This is a genomic window from Hydrogenispora ethanolica (assembly GCF_004340685.1).
GTDB classification, from domain to species: domain Bacteria; phylum Bacillota; class UBA4882; order UBA8346; family UBA8346; genus Hydrogenispora; species Hydrogenispora ethanolica.
In genome coordinates this window covers 220,169-240,501 of sequence record NZ_SLUN01000003.1, presented here as the reverse complement: position 1 = coordinate 240,501, position 20,333 = coordinate 220,169, and the positions used below count along the sequence as shown (strand labels likewise).

The window sequence follows — 20,333 nt, the reverse complement described above, 5'->3', positions numbered from 1 at the left end:
TAAGTTGAATTAAATTCCTTAATTTTCCCATCATGGCCGGCTTTAGGGACATGATGCATAACAGAAATTTAATTCAACTTATATAGAAACCATCATGCCCCATCTCGAAGAGATGGTCGTGGATGGGATCATTGCGATTGAAACTATCGATGTCCGCGCATACCATTCGGCGAAACATTTGATTCCGCAACAAATCAAAGTGAAAGAAATCATGACGGCCTCCCCTAAAACCGTCGCTCCGACAACGCCGCTTACTTCAGTGATTCATTTCATGCTGGATAACAGGTTAAAAGGAATTCCTGTCGTCGATGCGGAACAGCATCCCGTCGGAATCATAACGTCGAATGACCTGATGACCAAGGCCGGATTGCCGATCCGCCTCGGGTTGCTGCCAAAGTTGGACGAAGCAAATTTGAATGCCTTTATGAAAAGCATCGCCGGAAAAACAGCCAAAGATGTTATGAGCACTCCCCTGGTAACCGTCAAGCAAGATCTGTTACTGAAAAACGCTGTGCAAACGATGGTAAACCACCATCTGAAGAGACTGCCCGTGGTCGATGACGCCGGAAAATTGGTAGGCATTATCGCTCGAATCGATATTTTTCACACTATCACCAAGCAGGTCCCAACATGGCACTCATTACAGGAACAAAATATCGTGGTAAACAACACGCAGCCAGTCAAGGCCGTTGCCGTGCGGGACTCGGAGACGGTTCATCCCGATACCCCGATTTCAGAAGTGTTCGCAAAAATATCCGGTAAAGAAATTCAACGAATCGCCGTCACTGATGAAGAAGGGAAACTCATCGGCTTGATATGCGACTCCGATTTACTGCCGCTTATATTCGGTCAACCGGGTTTTTGGGATTCTTTGCGGAGTAAACTGGCTTTAACGGAACAAGGACGGCAATGGAATGAATTCGTAAAACACGCTCAAGCAAGAACGGCCTCAGAAGTGATGATCAAAAACCCGATTACCATCAAAGAAGAGGCGACTATCGATGAAGCCGTCAAACTGATGACCGAGAAAGGTCTTAAGCGGTTGCCGGTTATCGATTCCCAAGGGATCTTTAAAGGGATGATCAGTCGCGATATGGTTTTACAAACCGCGCTAAAATGATGAGGATAGAACTCTACATGGAGCGGCATTCAACTTATAATACCGTGTCGGAAGCGATCCAAACTGCAAAAAATGCGCCTTCTGTAAGCTTGAAGCCGATGCAGCGCGGATGGATATCGAGATGCGCATGGAGGAATTTCAAAATGGCTTTTTTAGAATTAGCAAAACAACGGTGCACTACGCGAGGATTTACCGATAAAAAAATCCCCAAAGACGATCTGGACCGAATTTTAGCTGCCGGACGTGTGGCGCCAACCGCCTGCAATAAGCAACCCCAGCGTATCATCGTTGTTCAACGGCCGGAGAATATTCTCAAGGTTCAAAAAGCATATCAAACCTTCGGTTCTCCATGTATCCTCATCGTATGTCAGGATAAAAGGAAACCTTTAATACGGCCCTTTGACGGAAAATGTTCGGGTGATTTGGATATCGGCATTATTTGCGACCACATGATGCTGGCCGCAAGGGAATTGAATATCGGAAGCGTGATGGTGGGACTGTTTGATCCCGAAATTATCAGAAAGGAATTTAACATACCCGGATCCATTGAGCCAACCGCATTACTTATCCTGGGTTATCCCGCCAAGGGATTTTTGAGTTCCGACCGCCATCAAACCGAAAGAAAACCGCTTGAGGATACCGTAATGTATGAGAACTATTGCGAGGATAATCGGTAAAGGAAAAAGAGAGCATAGGTACGACCGCGCATATGAAAAAACCTTCCTCGGTAAAGGAAGGCTAAAAAATAAAAATTTCAAGACTATAAACTATAACCGGGGACTAATTTTTTCCCGGTTATTATTTTTGACTCAATTGCAGCAAGATTGCAGTAATTCGACTACCTTAAAGCGATCTTTCAAAAACCTTGCTTGAACTGGAGCCAAGGAAGCGTCGACAAAAGTCCGAGAAAGCATTCATAATCTTTAATGAAACTGTCCACGCGCATACCTCTTTCATGAAATAGCTACTGGCCGCTCCCGCACAATACGGTAATTTATCCATTTTAATTATTAATATAAATTAGAAATTAAACTCCATCCCTGCATAATTTTTTTATATTGATTTTAAAAGGGAAAAGGATTTTAATGGTAATATATGAAAAATTATATAAAAGGAGATTGCTAATGAACGCCAAAAGTTTTCACTTTATTCTCGCTGCTTTTTTGATAATTGTTGTGGCAGGTTGCGGTGGCGGGGGTGGCGGCAACAGCGACGGCGGCAATGACAATCCAATACCGGGGACGGGAACGGTATCCGGGATTGTTGGAACCACTTACACAGCGGATATATCTAAACTAAGTTTAAAAACTCAACCATTTGCTTCTGTGGGAGTAGCGCGCTCTCGGATCCGTCGGTCCAGCGTCGCTAATGAAAAAATTATTAAATTTCGTTCTGGAATGTCTGAAGGAGAGGTTCAACAACTGCTCTCCAATCTTGGCGGCATTTTAAAGCATAAGATTTATGGGCCGGATAATGTCTACGTTGTTCAAATAGATCCACAAACTTTTCAACAATCATCACTTAAGGCCAACTCTGATATTCTTTATGTAGAAGACAACTTAATTCTGCATGCCGCTGATTTATCGGTAACACCGAATGACAGCGAATATACTACATATCAAACTTGGAATTATAGTTTATTAAATTTATCAAGAGCTTGGTCGATTCAGAAAGGAAATCCCCGAGTAGTCGTGGCTGTTCTGGATACGGGGATTTCTACCAGTCATCCAGATTTGGCTTCTAATTTGGTTAGCGGTTATGATTTCGTAGATTGGGACGCAGTTCCCTCGGACAATCAATACTATGACAATGATAATCGTTATAGCCATGGAACCCATGTCGCTGGGATCGTTAGTGCCGTAACAAATAATGCTCAAGGAATGGCCGGAGTCGGCTGGAATGTAAAGATTATGCCGGTTAGGGTCTTAGCCGCTGATGGCAACGGAACTACAGCAATGATTACTAACGGCATATATTGGGCAGTCGATCATGGCGCCAATATCATTAATATGAGTTTAACAGGTCAATTTCCCGTCGGTTCCGCTCCTCAAACTTTTAAAACTGCCCTCCAATATGCAATAGACCGGAATGTTACAATAGTTGCCGCTGCCGGTAACGAAAAAAGCTTTGTGGGTTTTCCGGCAAATTACCCAGGGGTAATTGCCGTATCCGCCACGGACTATCAAGGAAACATAGCCCCTTATTCTAATTACGGACCTGAAATCTGGGTTTGCGCACCTGGCGGTTCCGGCAATTCTGAAACGATCACTTCGTATGTTTTTAGTACAACTTATGATAAACAAACCCAACAAAATACCTATATCTGGATGGCTGGGACTTCAATGGCCAGTCCACATGTCGCAGGGATTGTGGCATTACTTTATTCTCATGGCATTACAAACCCATCTGTGGTCCGCCAAACTCTCAAAGCGGCGGGAAATGGTAGCTTCAATAATCAGCTTGGATATGGTCTGCCTGATGCTTATGCCGCCGTAAATGGCTCACCTTCTGGTGCCGCAGCCACCAAAGTCTTTTACTATCTTCCGGAGTCTTCAACTTGTAGCTCAATGAGCAATGCCGCCAGCAACGGCAGCTATTCCATCAGCAATATTCCGGCAGGATCGGTTATCATGTGTGCCTTTATCGATTTTAATCTTGATGGTCAAGTAGGTACCGGAGATATGTTTGCCCATGTTGGGGTAACAGTCACTAGTGGCAAAACACTCAATCAGAACATGACCCTCCAATCCGTGGTGTTGAGCACACCGAAACGCCTGACCGATTATATCAAAGATGGATTTCAATAATGATAACAAAAATAGTCTTCTAGAATTAAAAAGCCCTCATCGCGCAAGCACATTTAGGTATTATAGAAAATAATCCTATTTCAAAGACCTGTTTTTAAACTACGCATTACTAGTACAACATCAGGACAAAAATTGGGGGTATAAACGTTTTAGTTTGACACGAGCATCTTCAGTTGTAAATTGCCAATCAACCGTTTTTTGACTTGAATTGCGATGATGTTCCCACTCGGATAATTCGCTGGCAAGTGTTTCAATTGAAGGAATACGCCGTTCCAAACATTGTTTGGTCATGGCGCTTAGTTCAATCTCGGCAATGTTCAGCCAACTTCCATGCTTGGGTGTGTAATGAATCTCTAAACGCTTCGCTAAGCGACGGGCTGTCTGTGGGTCAAAAGCCTGATAGAGTGAGGCGATGGTATGGGTGTTCAAATTATCCATCACCAGTTTGATTTTCGGCGAATCCTTGTAATACACATCAAGCAATTCCCGAACTTGTTCGGCCCACTCCATCCGAGTCCGTCGTTCCCGAACCGCTACGTGCCGGAACCCAGCCAATGGCTCAGTGAATATAAAGATGCTGCATGTTCCATTTCGGATGTACTCGCTATCCTGACATAGTGGCTTCGCCGGTTTCATGGGGATAGGCCTTCGGGCTTCATCCAAGAGCTGATAGGGTTTTTCGTCCATGCATACAACCGGACAGTTTGCATCGTAAGGCTGCTGATAGACATCCAAGACATCTTCCATTGCCGCCACAAACGCCGCGTTTTGTTCGGGCGGGATACACCAACATTTACGAAGATGCGGCTTGAGTTCGTTTTTTTAAAACTCGATCGATGGTGTCGTAGGAAATACTATCGATATACTGAAGTTCCACCACTTTTTGGCTAAGCAGACGTAATGTCCATCGGCTTCTTCCTGCTGGAGGTTCGCTACAACTTAAGGCGATGATTTTGGCTTCAAGTTCGCCGGTGACCTTCGGCGGCACGGGTGGCGTGGTCCGCTTTTTTCGTTGAATAGCTTCTTGCAAATCATGTCTGGTATAGGCTTTGCGGACGTTCAACACGGTATTCTTATTAACCTGTAGTTGACTGGCTATCGTTTCATCTTTAATCTTTCCGCCAAGTCGATTTTCATCCGCCATCAGGAGGATATGTGCTCGTCGAATGCTTCGTGCGGTCGCCTTTCCTTTGGAGATTATGACTCGAAGTGTTTCTCGTTCTGCTTCGCTTAATTTTACTGGATATCTTTGGGGTCGCATCTCTTGGTTCCTTTTTACTGTTTTACTCTTACTATACCATATTTCCTTTTATATCTCTATTTTTTGCCCTGATATTGTACTAGTAAAGACATCTCCTTTATATTCTTCTAGATGGCGGATTCCGAAAACTAAACACAATCTGCTAGAATTATTTGTTTCGACCAACGGCCACGAATTCCAGAAGTAAAGCGAACCGCCGCCGACAAGATGGGCTCGATGCTCGACAACCTTATCCCCAAGCAAAAGCCGCAATCCAATTGATTGCGGCCTCGTTTTAGATCTGGTTATTGTCAAATTATTGTCAAACTTGATTTATATAAACGGTAAAGCCCTTGATTTATCTGGAGCCGACAATCGGATTTGAACCGATGACCTGCGCATTACAAGTGCGCTGCTCTACCAGCTGAGCTATGTCGGCCCGAAATAAGCAATCATTATCATACCATAACTGGCGCTGCTTTTCAAGAGTGCGCCGGGCATCCAACTTTTATCAGGAACGGGGCTCCTTTCCTCTGACGTTCCGCCCGCTCACTTCGGCTCAGTGAGCGAGCGTTTTGGCGATCCGCTCCACGCCCAGGGCGAGCTGTTCCGGCCCGAGTCCTCCATAGCCCAAAACCAGCTGGTGCCGGTGGCAACCCTTCCCGACGGCATAATCCTCCACCCAGTCCACCACCACCCCGTTCTCCAGCAATCGTTCCATATCCGTAACCTCGAAAGAACGGTCCTGGAACTCCACGACCAGATGGAGTCCGGCGTTTTCGCCGCAGATCCGGATCCCCGCCCCAAAAGCCGCGCTGAGCAACGCGATAAATCGCTTCCTTTTGGCGGCGTAGACTTTCTTCATCTGATACACATGGCGATCCAGCGCCCGGGAATCGATGAAACGGGCCATTGCCAACTGAGTCAGGGACGGCGTCCGCAGGTTAAGCTGTTCTTTCAGCCGGCATGCCTCATCCAGCAGCGCTCCGGGCATCACCATGAACCCCAGCCGCAGGCCGGGGGCGAAGATCTTGCTGAACGTTCCGAGGTAAATGACCCGCTCCGGCGCGAGGTGGCGCAACGCCTGGATCGGTTCGCCCCGGTAGCGGAACTCGCTGTCGTAATCATCCTCGACGATATAAGCGTCCCGCTCCGCCGCATACTCCAATAACTGCAGGCGGCGCTGGACCGGCAAAACGCCGCCCATCGGAAACTGGTGGGACGGGACCACGTAGATCAAGCCGACTCCCGCATGGCTCGGCAATTCCTCGGGGCGTATCCCGTGGTAGTCGACGGGCACCGGGAGGGTCTCCAAGCCATGATGGATAAAAACCTCCCGGTTATAGCCGCAAGGGTCTTCCAGCGCCACCGCCCGGCCGGACGGCCGGAAGAGCTTCGCCAGCAGATCGCCGGCCTGGGCCACGCCGGGCACAATCAGAATCTGTTCCGGCCGGCAGACGATTCCCTTGGCCCGGAACAAATATCCGGCAATTGCCGAACGCAGGGACCACTCTCCGGCGGGAGGCTCAAAGCCGAAAGCCCGTTCCGGAGTCTCCAGCGAAACCTCCTTCAGCAATTTGGCCCACTGCATCGACGGGAAACGGCTCAAATCCGGCTGGCCGGCGTTAAAATCAATGACATCCCGCGCTATTTCCGGGACTGCGGCCTCATGAGCCGGACGGCCTCCAGAGAATCGGCCGGGCCAGCGGTACCCGCGCAGATCGGCCACGAAGGTTCCCGCTCCCACCCGGCTTTCCAGATAACCCTCGGCCAACAGCTGCTCGTAGCTCTGAATGACTACATTCCTGGCCACTCTCAGCTCTTGGGCCAACTCTCGCGAAGGCGGCAGCTGTTGGCCGCCGATGATCCGGCCAGCCAGAATCATCTCCCGCAGCTGCGCTGTCAACTGTGCGCTGAGGGATAGGGATGACGAACGATCCATTTGTAATCCGAACATGCTGACCTCCGGCACGGCAATTGGTTCCTCATTATTGCCCATCCTTTGGATCTTTTGTGATCCAATAAGTTATATTACACTAAAACCGGGAAAAACCTCTTTTTTGAAAAGGAAGTGCTGATAATGGAAAGCCAGCGTATTTTGGGCCGGACCGGCATCCCGGTCAGCGCCATGGGGTTAGGCTGTTGGGCCATTGGCGGGCCGTTCTGGTTGGACGGCAAGGCGGACGGCTGGGGCGCAGTGGATGACCAGGAATCGATTCGTGCCGTTCATCTGGCCATGGAGGCCGGCATTAACTTCTTTGACAGCGCCGACGTCTACGGCGCCGGCCATAGTGAAACCGTTCTCGGCCAGGCGCTCAAAGGCCGCCGCCATCAGGCGGTCATCGCCACCAAATTCGGGTATACCTTTGACCCGGATAGCCGCCGGGCGGAGGGCTGCGACGTCACCCCGGATTATATCCGCCGGGCCTGCGAAGCTTCGCTCCGCCGCCTGGATACGGACTACATCGATCTCTACCTGCTTCATGTCGGAATGCTCTCCCCCGCCCAGGCGGACGAGGTGGCCCAGACCCTCCAGGATCTGCAGGCGCTCGGCCGGATCCGGGCCTTCGGCTGGAGTACCGACGACCCGGGCAGCGCCCGTCGGTGGACTGCCAAGCCCCATTTCTGCGCCGTGGAACACGACTTGAACCTCTTTCATGACGCCAGCGAACTCATTGCGATCTGCGACATTCACTCGCTGGCCAGCATCAACCGGACGCCTTTGGCCATGGGCCTGCTGAGCGGCAAGTTCAACGCCGACAGCCGTCTGCCCGTCGATGACGTCCGGGGCAGCGGCCATGAGTGGGTCGCCTATTTTGAAAACGGCCGGCCGCGCCCGGAATTTCTGGAGCGGCTCGCCGCGGTCCGCGAGATTCTGACCAGCAAAGGCCGGAGCTTGACCCAGGGAGCCCTCGCCTGGATCTGGGGGCGGAGCCCGCGGACGATCCCGATTCCCGGCTTTAAGACCGCCACCCAAGTTGAAGAGAATGTCAAGGCCATGGACTTCGGCCCGCTCTCCCTGGAGCAGATGCAGGAGATCGAGCGGCTGCTATCCCTGAAGCCGGGAAAAATCGTGGCCAGCGCATAGCGGCATTCCTTCGGACTCCGGGCGCGCAACCATCCAAACAAATTAAAAAAGGGAGTCTATCGTCAGCTTGACTCCCTTTTCGCATAATGGATGCTATTGAACTTCTTTGATTTTTCGCCACAGATATGGGCGTTGTAATCGTAACCGTCCCATGAATTGATGACCGGATCCAATGTGGCACCCAAAGGCAGCGTCTCTGCCGCTTTGCCGAGACGCTGCCATGGCATTTGGACTTTGGAAGATTTCGTCAGCCTTTGACCGCGCCCATGGTCAGGCCCTTGATCACATAGCGCTGGAAGACCATGGTCAGGACGATCGCCGGCGCGATGATCACCACCGCCGCAGCCATCACGCTGCCCCAATTCACTTCGGCGTAGGAGACGAAGTTATAGATGGCGATGGGCAGGGTCTTGGTGCGCTGGGCGCTCAGCACCAGCGAGAACATGAAATTATTCCAGGAGAACAGGAACGACAGGGTCGTCGCGGTGAGGATCCCCGGCCCGGAGATGGGTAGATAGACCCGGACGAACGCCCCTTGCAGCGTGCAGCCGTCGATCAGGGCCGATTCCTCCAATTCCCGGGGCAGCCCGTCGAAATAGTTGATCATGATCCAGACGATCAGCGGCAGCCCCACCAGCATGTGGCTGGCGATCAAGGCCGTATACGTATCGATCAGCCGGATCTTGGAGAACAGAATGAACCAGGGGATCAGGAAGGAGATCCCTGGCATCAGCCGGGCGATCAGAATAAAGACTCCCAGGGTCTGCATCTTGTATCGTGAAATGGCGTACGCCGCCGGGATTCCGATGAGCAGCGAGAGCAGGGTCGAACCGATGGCAATGATCGAGCTGTTCATGAGGTAAATCCCAAAGTTCTGGTCCATGAAGACCCCTTTGTAATTCTCCAGGGTCGGCCGGAAGACCCACAGCGGCGGCGAAGCCACGATCTGGCTCTGCGTCTTGAAGGAGGAACTCACAATCCAGAAGAGCGGAAACAAAAACGGGATGATAATCAGGGCAATCAATCCATACCAGGCGATCCGGGATAACAGCTTCTTGTTGATCTGCATCGTCATCAGCTCCGTCACGGTTTATGGCATCACAATTCCTGGGACTTGCGCATTTTCAACAGGATGACGCAGCAACCCAGGACAATGGCAAACAGGGCCACCAGCGACGCCGAGGCGGCGCCGAAGCGGAAATAGCCGAAACTCAGACTGTAGGCGTAAATATTCAGCGTCTCGGAGGCGAAGCCGGGTCCGCCCGAGGTCATTACGTAGATGATGTCAAAAGTCTTCAGCGCGTCGATGCTGCGCAGGGCCACCGCGATCAGGATGGTCGGCCGCAGCAGCGGCAGGGTGATGTGCCGGACCACCTGGAGCGGCCGGGCGCCGTCGACGATGGCCGCCTCGTAAGGGTCTTGCGGCAAACCGGCCAGGCCAGCCAGGACGATCAACGAGATCATCGGGGTCCACTGCCAGATATCCACCAGGGCCAGGGACGGGATGACCGTCGCGTTGGAGGCCAGCCATTTGAGGCCGGGGATCCCCAGCAGTTTCAGGGCGTAATTGGCTAGGCCGATGGTGGGCTCGTAAAACAGGGTCCAGGAGAGCCCGATGGCGACGGGCGTGGCCACCAGAGGCAGCAGCAAAATGAATTTCACCAGGTTCTTGCCGCGGAATTCGCGGTTCAGAATCAGCGCGATAATCACGCCGAAAACCGTCTCCAGCCCCACCGCCAGCAGGGTGAAGTAAAACGTCAGACCGATGGCGTTATAAAAGCGCGGCTCCTTCAGCATGGCCAGATAATTGTCGAGGCCGACAAAGCTGACCGCGCCGCTGGAGATCATATCCCAGTTGGTCAGGCTGACATAAAAGGTGTACAACACCGGAAAGACCAGCATCAGGATGATAAAAGTCGCGGCCGGCAACGGAAAGATCCAGCGCAAGTTGCGTTCGACGAAGCGATTGATATTCATGGCGACACCCTCTCCGCAATTCCCCGTGAGTTTTGATGGAGGCGCGGCTCGGGCCGCGCCTCCGCGAATGGCTGCAAAAACGTTACTTGCCTTCGCCGGCTTTGTCGAGCAAAGCGTCGACCCCTTTGGCCGCGGCCTTGGCCAGGCTTTCGATGTCGGCGTTGCCGCCGGTCTCGATGGCCTTGACGATGACGTCGCCGATGATGTCGCGGGCCTCGACCACCGCTGTCATCAGCGGCCGGTCATAGGGGGTGGCGATGGGCCCGGTCTGCTTGGCGGTGAGCGCCAGGTCCGGCTGGATCTTGGCCAGCACTTCCTTATCGGTCCAGACCGAATTGCGGGCCATGGTCAAACCGGCCAACTGCGCCTTTTTGGCAATCTCCTTGCTGGCGGCCCACTGCACGAACTTCCAGGCCGCTTCCTTGTTGCGGGATTGGGCCGGAATCGCCAGGGACCAGGGCACGATCATGAAGGGGTGATTGCCGGCGGGACCGGCCGGGAAGAGCGCCACGCCGATCTTGTCGGCGACTTTGGACTTCTCATCCAGCAGCCCGGCAATGAGCACGCTGGCGTCGGTCCACATCGCCACCTTGCCGCTGGCGAAGAGGGCTTGGGCCTGCGGCCAGCTCATGTTGGTGACGCCGGGCGGTCCGTAGTTCTTCAGCAACTTGCCGTAATACTTGAACGCCTTGACGGCTTCGGGCGAGTCGATCACGCATTTGCCGTCTTTGATGAAGTCGCCGCCGAAATTATAAAGGTAACTGGAGAACTGGGTGACCGCGGCGCCGCGCTGGCCGCGCGAGACGATCCCGTAAAACTCGCCGGCGGGGTTGTTCAATTTGGCGGCGGCAGCCTCCAGTTCTTCCAGGGTCTTCGGGGCTTTCAGCTTAGCCTGCTGGAAGAGGTCTTTTCGGTAGAAGACCACTTGCCACTCGGTGACGATCGGTACGGCCCCGATGCTCCCCTGATGGGTGACGGCCTGCACCGCCGATTTGGGGAAGTCGGACCAGCCCCAGCGGGCCGGGGTCTTCTTGCGGTCGTTGATGTACCGGTTCAACGGCTCATACCATTTGTTGCGGCTGAAGAGTTTCCCCTCCTGGAGCGGCCGGGTCATGAAGACATCGATGGTCGAAGCGTTGGAGGTAAATTCGACGGTCAGCTTCGGCGTCAATTGATTCTCCTCGTAGTTTTCGGCCCGCACCTTGATCCCGGTCTGCTTCTCGAACTCCGGCAGCAATGGCTTGATCACGTCATAGAACGGATGGTTGGCGGCGACAAAACGCAACGTCACATTCTCCGCCTGTGAGACCGGCAGATTGACCAGGAGCGCCACAGCCAGGAGCATTGCCAGTCCCAGTCCGGTCCGCCAACGGTTTTGTTTGGTTCGAAGCATCAACATTCCTCCCCTTTTTTCTCTATGCAACGACTTGGGACGCCCGCCCCGTTTCCGGCGCCGATCCGGCTGCCGATTCAATGGCCGGAAAAGCCGGGAACCAGTGGCGTTTACCTATTTGTAATATATCATTCATGACGTCTCGCTGTCACCTCACCGCAGTACTGGATCACCGCCTGCCGCGGCGCGGGACTCAGTACCATGGTACTATTACCGCACTTAAAAGGCGATCAAAAAACACCCGCTAAGGGTGTTCTCCACAATATCCGGGAATGGTCAGCCCAATCCCGCCTCCAGCGCCAGCCGCGCCGCCTGGACCCGGTCGTGGGTATCCAGCTTGCAGTAGATGATGCTGACATAGTTTTTCACCGTCTGCTCGCCGATGTACAAACGCTTGGCGATCTCCTTGTTGTCGAGGCCGGCGGCGATTAGCTGCAGGATCTCCTTCTCCCTGTTGCTCAACTGCTGCAGCCAATGGGGGGCCGGCTTCTCCTCGGAAAGGACCGGGGGTTTCGACTCCGGCGGCTGGCGCAGCTTCTCCACAAGCTTGCTGGCGACCTGGGGCGCGATCAGCACCCCGCCCTCGGAGACCGCCTCGATGGCCGCGATCAGCTCGGCCGGCGGCACATCCTTCAGCAGGTAGCCGGCTGCGCCCAGATGCAGGGCTTCCACCACGTATTCGTCATCGTCGAAGGTCGTCAGCATCAGCACCTTGGTGGCGGGGAAGCGCTCCTTGATGGCCCGGGTGCTTTCGACGCCGTTCAGCTCGGGCATGCGCACATCCATCAGGACGATGTCGGGCCGGGTCTCCGCCACCCGCTCCACGGCCTCCCGGCCGTTGGCCGCGACGCCCACCACTTCCAGGGCCCGCGCCCGGGTCTCCAGCACGGTCCGGAGACTCTCGGCGAAGAGCTTCTGGTCGTCCACCAGCAAAACGCGGATTCTCTTCATTCCACTCCCTCTTTCACCGGAAACCATACCGACAACAGGAAGCCGTCGCCGGGCTTGCTCTCCACCAGCATCCGGCCGCCCAGGCGTTCCAGCCGCTCCCTCATGCCCATCAGGCCGTACCCTTCTTTGAGGCCCGCCGCGCCCTGGCCGTTGTCGCGGATCAGGATGCTGATCCCCGCACCGACCCAGGCGAAGGAGATCCAGACCCGGGAGGCCCGGCCGTGGCGCAGAGCGTTGGTCAGTCCCTCCTGGACCACGCGGTAGGCCGTCCAGTCGGCTTCCGCCCCGAAACGCAGCGGCGCGTTGCCGAAATTCAGCGAGACCTCCATCTGGGTGGCCTTGACGAAGGTATCCACCAGTTGCTTGATAGCGGGCAGTCCTGCGGTTTCCGAAGGCTTGACCGCCCGCAACTCCTGCAGGGTGGTCCGGACCTCGGCCAGCCCGGCCTTGGCCTGATCCCGGGAGAGCTGCAGGTGGTCGCGGAGCGCCGCCCCCGGGTCGCCCGCCATATCCATCGCCGCCTCCATCATCATCACCAGGTTGGTCAGGGTGTAGGCCAGCGTATCGTGGATCTCCCGCGCCAGGCGCTTCCGCTCGGTCAGTACCGATTCCTGCTCGGCCATGGCCGCGTATTCCTGAAGTTGCATATTGATCTGGGAGAGTTGCAGCGTCGCATCATGCAGGCTGCGGTTCTGGGTCGCCGTCCCGCTCTGCGCGTCTTTCTCCAGCCGCAACAGCAGCGCCAGCGCGATGAGCAAGCCGGCATAGACCGCGAAGGCCAACTGATCGTGAGCCGACGCCACCGACAGCCGCGCGCCCCAGGCGGTGATCGGCAATTGCTGCAGGCCGACGGCGATGCCGGTCAGACCGGCGGCGGCCGCCGCCCCCTGCCACCACGGCGTATAAAAGATGGCCTCGATGATGAATGCCGCCAGCAACGTCACTTCGACGCCCAAGTAATCGCCGAACGGCAGCCCGATGACAGTCAATAACAGCGCCTGGCCGGAGAGGAGCAGCCAAGTGAAGAGCAGCCGCCGGCAGAAGGACAACGCCAGGGCGAACGCCAGCGAGAAGAGCAATAGGAAGACAAACTGGCTGCGCCAGGCTTCGGGCAACGGCAGCGCGTCGATCCGGTATTGAAACTGAATCCAGGCGAACAGATGCCCGGCAACCGCCAATCCGGGAACCACCATCCGCCACCAACGTTCCGGCATCCGGGTCACCACCCTCTCGCCATCCGGCGCTTGTAAACAAAATGTAACGAACCGGTTATATTTCTATATTACCAAAAACTACGCATTAGTAAATTGAAAAATTTCTGGCAACGGCCGCCGGCCGCCCTGTCCTGACGCCGGAGCCATGGGCGGCCCATGCCGCGCTGATTGGATAACTGAAGATCCTGCGGCGATGACTGCTGTAGATCCTTTTGTGGATAAAGTGGTAACGGCGGCGGTTGCCGCGGTTCGTTTTGGAGAAGCAAGTTTCCCGGGTGGCAACGCAAAAGACGGCCGGGCGGCCGTCTCGGATGAATCAGCGGATCGTGAAGCGAAGGAACGGTTCAATGCCCTGTAATATGCTCCGCCACCTGGAAGGGGTCGCTGGAGATGACACTGGCGGCATAGAGCTCCATCGCGCCGAAGTCCGCGGTCTTGTTGTTGGGGTCGCCGCGGTCCACGATCCGGACCACCGCCGGAAAGCCGTCCCAGTCCTCGGCGACCGGCGCCAGGGGCGGCAAGTAGAGCGCGAGGTTGAAACTGGTCACGCACAGCTTCATCAGGCTTTCGAGCACCGCGTGGACCGCATGGTAGAGCGGAACGCCGGGTTTCGGGGCCAGCAGGATGATCTCTTTCTCCTTGAGCGGGGTCAGATAGGCCATGCCCTTGACATCCTCCCACTTCCAGGCCAGCCCCAGGCTTTGGTGGATCTTGAAGAGGTCGCAGAAATAACAGGTGCCGTTATATTGCTGTTTATAGGCGGCCCATACCCGCCGCAGCGCCTCGGCCTTGGGATAATGCATCCCGCGGGTCAGCGTCATCTGGGCGTGGCCGTGCACGATCGAGGCGCCGCTCTTCCAGAGGCAGTTCCACATGAAGAAGTAATATTTGGCCTCGGGGTCCTCGGCCCGGGCGCGCTGCGCCCATTCCATGGCGGTCTCGAAATAGTCGCTGATCGCCTGCTTGTGGAGCATCAGCGGGTTATGTTCCTTGAAGACCACCAGGCCGTGATAACCGTCGTATTTGGCGATATTGCTGGCGGTGGTGGAGTAGCTCCCCTCGACCCGGCCGAAGGAATCGGCGGGCGTCCCCTCCCTGACCTTGCAGAACGGATCGCCGGTCCCATTCTCGATCAGCTGGCGGACCGATTCATCGACCTTGCATTCCATGGGGCGGCTGGCCCGGATCTCGTTGAAGAGCGCCCCTTCCAGGGTCAGGAGGTTGGTCACCTTGACGATCTTCTGGTTCTCCACCCGCTCGAGGGAGCCGAAGTTTTTCTCGATCCAGCCTTTCATGCTCTCCGGCGGGACCAGCTTGCCGACGGTGGTGTCCACCCGGAAGTACCGGTCGAACAGGCTTTTTTCCGCGGCGGGCAGCGCGTTTTTCAGCTCTTCCAGCTCCGCGATGGAACGGGTTGCAGTTAGCGGCATCCGCAAAATCCTCCTTTATCCGGGCACGTTGGCGTACTGGTCGGGGACCGGATGGTCGGCCCGGAGCGCCAACGCGCGGTGATAGAGATCGATATATTTGGCGGCCGAGACCCGCCAGGAAAAGTCGGCGCTCATCGCCCGCTGGATCAGGGTCTTCCAGACCTCGGGGTAATGGTAGGTTTCGATGGCGCGGACGATGGCGGTATACATCGCCAGGGCGTCATACTGACGGAAGGTAAAGCCGTTGCCGTTGCTGGTCTGCGGATCGTAATTCTGGACCGTATCTTTCAAACCGCCGGTCTCCCGGACGATCGGGATGCTCCCGTAACGCAGGGCGATGAGTTGCCCCAGCCCGCAAGGCTCAAACCTGGACGGCATCAGGAACAGGTCGGAGGCGGCGTAAATCTTCTGGGCCAACGCCGAGTTGAAAGTCAGATAGACCGCGGAGCGGCTCGGGAAACGTTCCTGGATCGAATGGAACAGGTTATGGTAATGTTCGGCGCCGGTGCCGAGCAAGATGAACTGGAAATTCAGGTTGGCCATCATCGCTTCGATGACGTGCCCGATGAGGTCGAAGCCCTTTTGATCCGACAACCGCGAGATCATCCCGATGAGCGGCGTATGCGGCTCCTGCGCCAGGCCGGACTCTTTCTGCAGCGCCAGCTTGTTGTGGAGCTTATCCTCGGCGTGCTGCAGGTCATAATGGTGGAAGATATGGGGATCGGCCGCCGGGTTGTTGGACTCGTAGTCGATGCCGTTGACGATCCCGTATAAGCGGTCGCGCCGCTCCCGCAGCAGCCAGTCGTAGCCCTCGCCGTATTCGGAGGTCAGGATCTCCTGGGCATAGGTATCGCTGACGGTATTGACCAGATCGGCGAAGAAGATGCCCCGGCCCATCATGTTGATCTGGTTCTCCGGCGACACCCCGGGCGGCACCATGAACTGATACTTGTCAACGCCGGCGATCTCCAGCACCCGGTAGCCGAAGACGCCCTGGTACGCCAGGTTGTGAATGGTGTAAATCGAGGCGGTCCTGGCGAAGAAGGGGTCATCCTTATAGATCGATTTGAGCCAGTTGGGAACGATGGCGGTATGCCAGTCATTGCAATGCAGGATGTCGGGGGCCCAGTCGAGCCGTTTCAGCATCTCCATGGCCCCCCGCGAGAAGAAGACGAAGCGGTCGGCATCGTCCGGATACATATAAATGCCCTCGCGGTCGAAATACTTGGGATTATCGATCATATAGACCGGAACGTCGGCGCCGATCTTGCCTTCGTAAACGGAGGCGGTATCGGAACCGCCGTTCATGGGCACCGTCAGTCCGATCAACCGTTCCTGCAGATTGAATTTGTTTTTGTCAATAAAGCCGTAGCGCGGCATCGCCACCCGCACGTCGTGGCCGAGTTCCTTCAGCGCCTTGGGAAGCGCCCCGGCGACATCCGCCAAGCCCCCGGTCTTGGCGAACGGAACCACCTCGGCCGAGAGTAACAGAATCTTTAAAGGGCCATCGCTCATTCATTTCACTCCTCATGAAGTACCCAAACTTTGCTCCGCCACCGGCCGCCGCTAAAGGGTTCCCGCCCGCTCCGGACCGGGCGGCAAAGCAAGCGCCGCAATCCCCGCCAAGGGTTGCGACATGGGTAGTTTGAGCGATAAAGGTCCCGGCTATTCTTCCAGTTTGGGAGGAGAGGCGGGGCCGGCCGGGCTCCCGGGAAGCTCCGCCCCGGTTTTGACGCTTTGCACCACCCGGTAGCCGCCGCCCTTTTCGAGCTCGCGCACGTTTCCGAAAACGTCGGCCATCTTCCGTTCCAGGCTCTTGGCGCCCTGCCGGGTCAGGATCACCGCCACGAAGGAGCCGCCGGGATTCAAGGCGTGCAACGCCTGTTCGACCAGGGGGTAAATCACCTGTTTGCCGGCGCGGATCGGCGGGTTGGTCACGATCAGGTCAAAGCGGAGCCCCGCAAAGGGCGTGAATCCTTCGCCGGTCCGGATCGTCACATTGGTGATGCCGTTGGCAGCCGCATTATGGGCGGCCAGCTCGGTGGCGCGCTGGTTAATGTCGCTCATCGCCACCGCCGCCTGCGGCAGCAGCTTGGCCACGGTCAGGCCGATGGGACCATACCCGCAGCCCAGGTCGAATACGGAACGCAAGTCGGGGCTCAGGGGCAATGCCTCGATGAGCAACGCGGTCCCACTATCGAGCCGGTTCTTGGAGAAGACGCCGGCATCGGTCCGCAGCCGCAGGCTGACGCCGCGGAGCGTGGCCGTGAACTCCTGGATCTGATGGCCGGAAGTGGGTTGGGATGAATAATAATGTTCGGACATACGGATCACCTCTCCGTTCTGGTTCAAAAGAGAATGAAGCTTGGAAACGACCATTTACCATTTATATTATACCGGTTCAAGGCCGGGTTTTATAGCTGCAATCCTCCGGCCCGCCCAAAAAGAGGTTGAGAACGAAAAAAACCCGGGGCGTCCCGGGTTTTTGGTTCATGCCATTGAGAAAACGATTAGAGGTTATAGTGGACAAAGATGCGCGCCTCGGCGAAGCTGGAGGCCAACAGGAACAACAGGCCGTAAATGAAGACTTCCCGTTGCTCCGGAGTGAAATGGACCGGCCAGAGTTTCCGCTCCTGCTTCCAGGCCCATCCGGACAGATTGGGCGCGACCAGCCAACCGAATTGCGCGGTGCCGACCACCAGCAACAGGTAGGAGAACCAGGTCCAGAGCCCGAAGCGGGCGAAAAGAATCAGCGAACCCAGCGCCACATTGGTGCCAGTGGGGAAGCTCAGGGACTGGGTGCCGATGACTGCGCCCCAGAGGATCGTATAAAACGCAAAATAGATGGCGCCGAAATTCCAGCGGCCGACTTTAAAGAAGTTGAGCAGGAAAATGAACGGGATCACAAAAATCAAATGATTGACAAAGTATTTGAAAGTCAGCACAAGGACGTTGCCCCAGATGTCGAACTCCTTGGCGACATCGAGTTGCCATTTGAAGAGCGTCAGCGTCTTGCCAAAATGCTCGGTGCCCCAGGTTCCGAAGGTCTTGGCCGTGGTGGAGCTGACGAGCTTTTGGACCATGAACGAATCGGCTAAAAGATTCGGCTTCTTAATGAGAAATTGGAAACTGGCCCAGGCAATGAAGAATAAGAGCAAACCGAAGATTAAATAACCGCCGATCCGGTAGTATACATCTTCATGGAATAATAGACGGTAGATCTTGGCGAAGAATCCGGGGTTTTTGGCGTGGGTATCTTGGGTGACGGCAACCCCTTTACTTCCGTTTCTGTTTGTCACTGCTTTTATCCCCCTTTAAAATAGATCAGGAAATCACTTATGTATTCGCCATGATTTCCTGATTCCCTTCTCCTGGCAGCAAAATGACTGTTTCGCCTTTATTTGGCTTTTTTTGAATTTTGAGCCTGGTTGAGTTGCTCGAACATCATCTTGCCGACTCCTAATCCATTAACGGAAATTTCTTTCGAAAGTTCCTCCTGGAATAAACTTTGAAAATATTCGCCGCCGAAGCCTTTGCCAAATAGCGGCGTGGAACCCTGCATCGCTTCGAGCATCTGCTTGACCAGGACCGTTTCAAAATCGGAACAGGCTTTGGCCAGCTTGCGCTGCTCGGGGTCCAGGCCCCGTTGCCATTGGGGGGTATTGAGGGAGACGGAAAGGGGGTTTTGAATTGAGCTCATCAAATGTTTCCTCGATTACATAAATTCTAACGTTCCATACAATGCGCCGGCTTCCTTGATCGCCACAATCACCGCGATAATGTCCTGGGGAGTGGTTCCCACCGCGTTCAGCGAACGGACGATGGTCCCGATGTTGGTCCCGGCCGGCATCAGAATCAGGCGGCCTTGCTCCTCGTTGACCTCCACCGCCTTCTCCTGGACCACCTGGGTCTGACCGCCCGACAGGGGATTCGGCTGCGATACCTTGGGAGTCGCGGTGATCTTCACGGTGATATTGCGGTGAGTGACCGCCACCGGGGCAATCTTCACTTTGTCGCCGACGATCACCGTTCCGGTCCGCTCATTGATGATCACTTTCGCCAGGCCGTCGGGGGTCACCGGCAGGTTTTCGATCTCCGAGATAAAGGCGACCGGATCCTGGGTCCGCTCCTCGGGGATGTCCACTTCGACCATTCCCATGTCCACGGCCCGGGCCGTAGTGGAATTCAGCATATCGTTGATGGTCCCGGCCAGGCGGGTGGCAGTGGTAAAATCGGGATTGCTGAGCACCCAGCGCAATTTGCCCTGGACGCTGAAGGCCATCGGAACGATCCGTTCCACGATGGCGCCGGACGGAATCACGCCCACCGTCGTGACATTCTTCTGCTGGCTGGCGCCTTTAGTCCCCGCCAGGTAACCGCCGAGATAGACCGGCCCTTGGGCCACCGCGTACACTTTGCCGTCGGCGCCGGTGAGCGGCGATTGCAACAGCACTCCGCCTTGCAGGCTCTTAGCGTCACCGAAGGAAGCCACTTGCACCGTGAGCGAATCCCCCGAACGGGTGTAGGGAGGGAGCGTCGCAGTCAGGAAAACGGCTGCGATGTTTTTAACCTTCAAATCGCTGACCGATAGTTGAATGCCCCATTTCAAAACGGTGTTGGCCACCAGCTGGGCATTGGATTTGCTGGAGTCGCCCGTGCCGTTGAGTCCGACCACCAGTCCCATTCCGGTCAGCTGATTGCTGCGTACGCCTTCCAGCCGGGCGATATCCTTGATCCGGGTAATAATGACCGGATTCTCCTCCGCGGCGGCCAGCGCCGGAAAGAGGCCCGTTCCCAGAATCATTGCGGTGAAGATCAGACCGATCAGCTTCTTCAACATGCTCTCACCAACCTCCTCGAAGAGCTGTGATTAACCCGGCTTAAAAAGCCGGAAGGGTCACAGCGATTGTTTGAAGCAAACGATAAAGTCGGTTGAAATCCTTCTGCAAGTCAAAGCGATTTGGAAAGAGACTTTATCACCTGGCTTCTAGAAGCGTTGTGATAAACCCGGTCCGAAGGCCAGGGTGAACACAAAAGCTCAGAGAAGGAAGGGATAAAGTCGTTTTTAAATCTTTTTGCAAGCTGATTTCAGTTTCGAAAGACTTTATCACAT

At 55.3% G+C, this 20,333-nt stretch carries 18 protein-coding genes and 1 tRNA gene; 5 read left to right on the top strand and 14 right to left on the bottom strand.

Annotation, left to right across the window (positions count from 1 at the left end):
* The first annotated feature begins 94 nt into the window (after nt 1-94).
* The 3 genes from EDC14_RS04305 (at nt 95) to EDC14_RS04295 (ending at nt 3,927) form a co-directional block, all read left to right on the top strand.
* Nucleotides 95-1,120: a CBS domain-containing protein gene (locus EDC14_RS04305; protein ID WP_132012951.1), complete on the top strand. Its 1,026-nt coding sequence runs from the start codon at nt 95-97 to the stop codon at nt 1,118-1,120.
* 143 nt (nt 1,121-1,263) lie between these two features.
* Entirely contained in the window at nt 1,264-1,797 is a 534-nt protein-coding gene (locus tag EDC14_RS04300; RefSeq protein WP_132012950.1) for a nitroreductase family protein, read from the top strand.
* Between the two features lie 447 nt (nt 1,798-2,244).
* The gene (locus EDC14_RS04295; RefSeq protein ID WP_165907783.1) at nt 2,245-3,927 is read left to right on the top strand and encodes a S8 family serine peptidase; all 1,683 of its coding nucleotides are present in this window, start codon (nt 2,245-2,247) and stop codon (nt 3,925-3,927) included.
* Between the two features lie 120 nt (nt 3,928-4,047).
* On the opposite strand, the gene EDC14_RS04290 is transcribed toward EDC14_RS04295, so the two are convergent.
* From EDC14_RS04290 to pdxR, 3 genes are all read right to left on the bottom strand, one after another.
* Nucleotides 4,048-5,188 (bottom strand): IS630 family transposase gene (locus EDC14_RS04290; protein WP_243662806.1). Its coding sequence is split into 2 segments (ribosomal slippage): nt 4,048-4,750 and nt 4,749-5,188, totalling 1,143 coding nucleotides; the frame shifts between segments, so codons are not numbered across the junction.
* Between the two features lie 342 nt (nt 5,189-5,530).
* A tRNA-Thr gene (locus EDC14_RS04285) sits at nt 5,531-5,606 on the bottom strand.
* A gap of 120 nt (nt 5,607-5,726) precedes the next feature.
* Nucleotides 5,727-7,124, bottom strand: a complete 1,398-nt coding sequence (pdxR, locus tag EDC14_RS04280; protein ID WP_165907782.1) for a MocR-like pyridoxine biosynthesis transcription factor PdxR — start codon at nt 7,122-7,124, stop codon at nt 5,727-5,729.
* A gap of 123 nt (nt 7,125-7,247) precedes the next feature.
* Here pdxR and EDC14_RS04275 point away from each other — a divergent pair, with 123 nt between their 5' ends.
* Nucleotides 7,248-8,255, top strand: coding sequence for an aldo/keto reductase (locus EDC14_RS04275; RefSeq protein ID WP_132012947.1), 1,008 nt, complete (start codon nt 7,248-7,250; stop codon nt 8,253-8,255).
* Between the two features lie 247 nt (nt 8,256-8,502).
* Here the strand turns inward: EDC14_RS04275 and EDC14_RS04270 are convergent, their stop codons facing one another.
* The 5 genes from EDC14_RS04270 to EDC14_RS04250 form a co-directional block, all read right to left on the bottom strand.
* Entirely contained in the window at nt 8,503-9,318 is an 816-nt protein-coding gene (locus EDC14_RS04270) for a carbohydrate ABC transporter permease (RefSeq protein ID WP_132013000.1), read from the bottom strand.
* A 35-nt stretch (nt 9,319-9,353) separates the two neighbouring features.
* Nucleotides 9,354-10,232: a carbohydrate ABC transporter permease gene (locus EDC14_RS04265; protein ID WP_132012946.1), complete on the bottom strand. Its 879-nt coding sequence runs from the start codon at nt 10,230-10,232 to the stop codon at nt 9,354-9,356.
* 82 nt (nt 10,233-10,314) lie between these two features.
* Complete coding sequence (locus EDC14_RS04260; RefSeq protein ID WP_243662805.1) at nt 10,315-11,625, bottom strand: ABC transporter substrate-binding protein; 1,311 nt, start codon at nt 11,623-11,625, stop codon at nt 10,315-10,317.
* A 276-nt stretch (nt 11,626-11,901) separates the two neighbouring features.
* The gene (locus tag EDC14_RS04255) at nt 11,902-12,576 is read right to left on the bottom strand and encodes a response regulator (protein WP_132012945.1); all 675 of its coding nucleotides are present in this window, start codon (nt 12,574-12,576) and stop codon (nt 11,902-11,904) included.
* On the bottom strand, nt 12,573-13,790 hold the full coding sequence (locus EDC14_RS04250) for a sensor histidine kinase (RefSeq protein WP_132012944.1): 1,218 nt from the start codon (nt 13,788-13,790) through the stop codon (nt 12,573-12,575). Before EDC14_RS04250 ends, EDC14_RS04255 begins: the two co-directional genes overlap by 4 nt.
* A gap of 193 nt (nt 13,791-13,983) precedes the next feature.
* On the opposite strand from EDC14_RS04250, the gene EDC14_RS26605 reads away from it, so the two are divergent.
* On the top strand, nt 13,984-14,148 hold the full coding sequence (locus EDC14_RS26605) for a hypothetical protein (RefSeq protein ID WP_165907781.1): 165 nt from the start codon (nt 13,984-13,986) through the stop codon (nt 14,146-14,148).
* On the opposite strand, the gene EDC14_RS04245 is transcribed toward EDC14_RS26605, so the two are convergent.
* The 6 genes from EDC14_RS04245 to EDC14_RS04220 all read right to left on the bottom strand — a co-directional run bounded on the left by EDC14_RS04245 (nt 14,135) and on the right by EDC14_RS04220 (nt 20,060).
* A complete protein-coding gene (locus EDC14_RS04245) occupies nt 14,135-15,220 on the bottom strand; it encodes a hypothetical protein (RefSeq protein ID WP_132012943.1) in 1,086 nt (361 codons plus the stop codon). The two genes, EDC14_RS26605 and EDC14_RS04245, sit on opposite strands and share 14 nt — an antisense overlap.
* A gap of 15 nt (nt 15,221-15,235) precedes the next feature.
* Entirely contained in the window at nt 15,236-16,735 is a 1,500-nt protein-coding gene (locus tag EDC14_RS04240; protein WP_132012942.1) for a glycogen synthase, read from the bottom strand.
* A 150-nt stretch (nt 16,736-16,885) separates the two neighbouring features.
* Nucleotides 16,886-17,545 carry a class I SAM-dependent methyltransferase gene (locus EDC14_RS04235; protein ID WP_132012941.1) on the bottom strand — a complete coding sequence of 220 codons (660 nt, stop codon included), beginning with the start codon at nt 17,543-17,545 and terminating at the stop codon, nt 16,886-16,888.
* Nucleotides 17,546-17,730: 185 nt separating this feature from the next.
* A complete protein-coding gene (locus tag EDC14_RS04230) occupies nt 17,731-18,519 on the bottom strand; it encodes a hypothetical protein (protein ID WP_132012940.1) in 789 nt (262 codons plus the stop codon).
* 98 nt (nt 18,520-18,617) lie between these two features.
* Entirely contained in the window at nt 18,618-18,920 is a 303-nt protein-coding gene (locus tag EDC14_RS04225; RefSeq protein ID WP_132012939.1) for a rod-binding protein, read from the bottom strand.
* A 15-nt stretch (nt 18,921-18,935) separates the two neighbouring features.
* Entirely contained in the window at nt 18,936-20,060 is a 1,125-nt protein-coding gene (locus EDC14_RS04220; RefSeq protein WP_132012938.1) for a flagellar basal body P-ring protein FlgI, read from the bottom strand.
* Nucleotides 20,061-20,333: the final 273 nt, after the last annotated feature.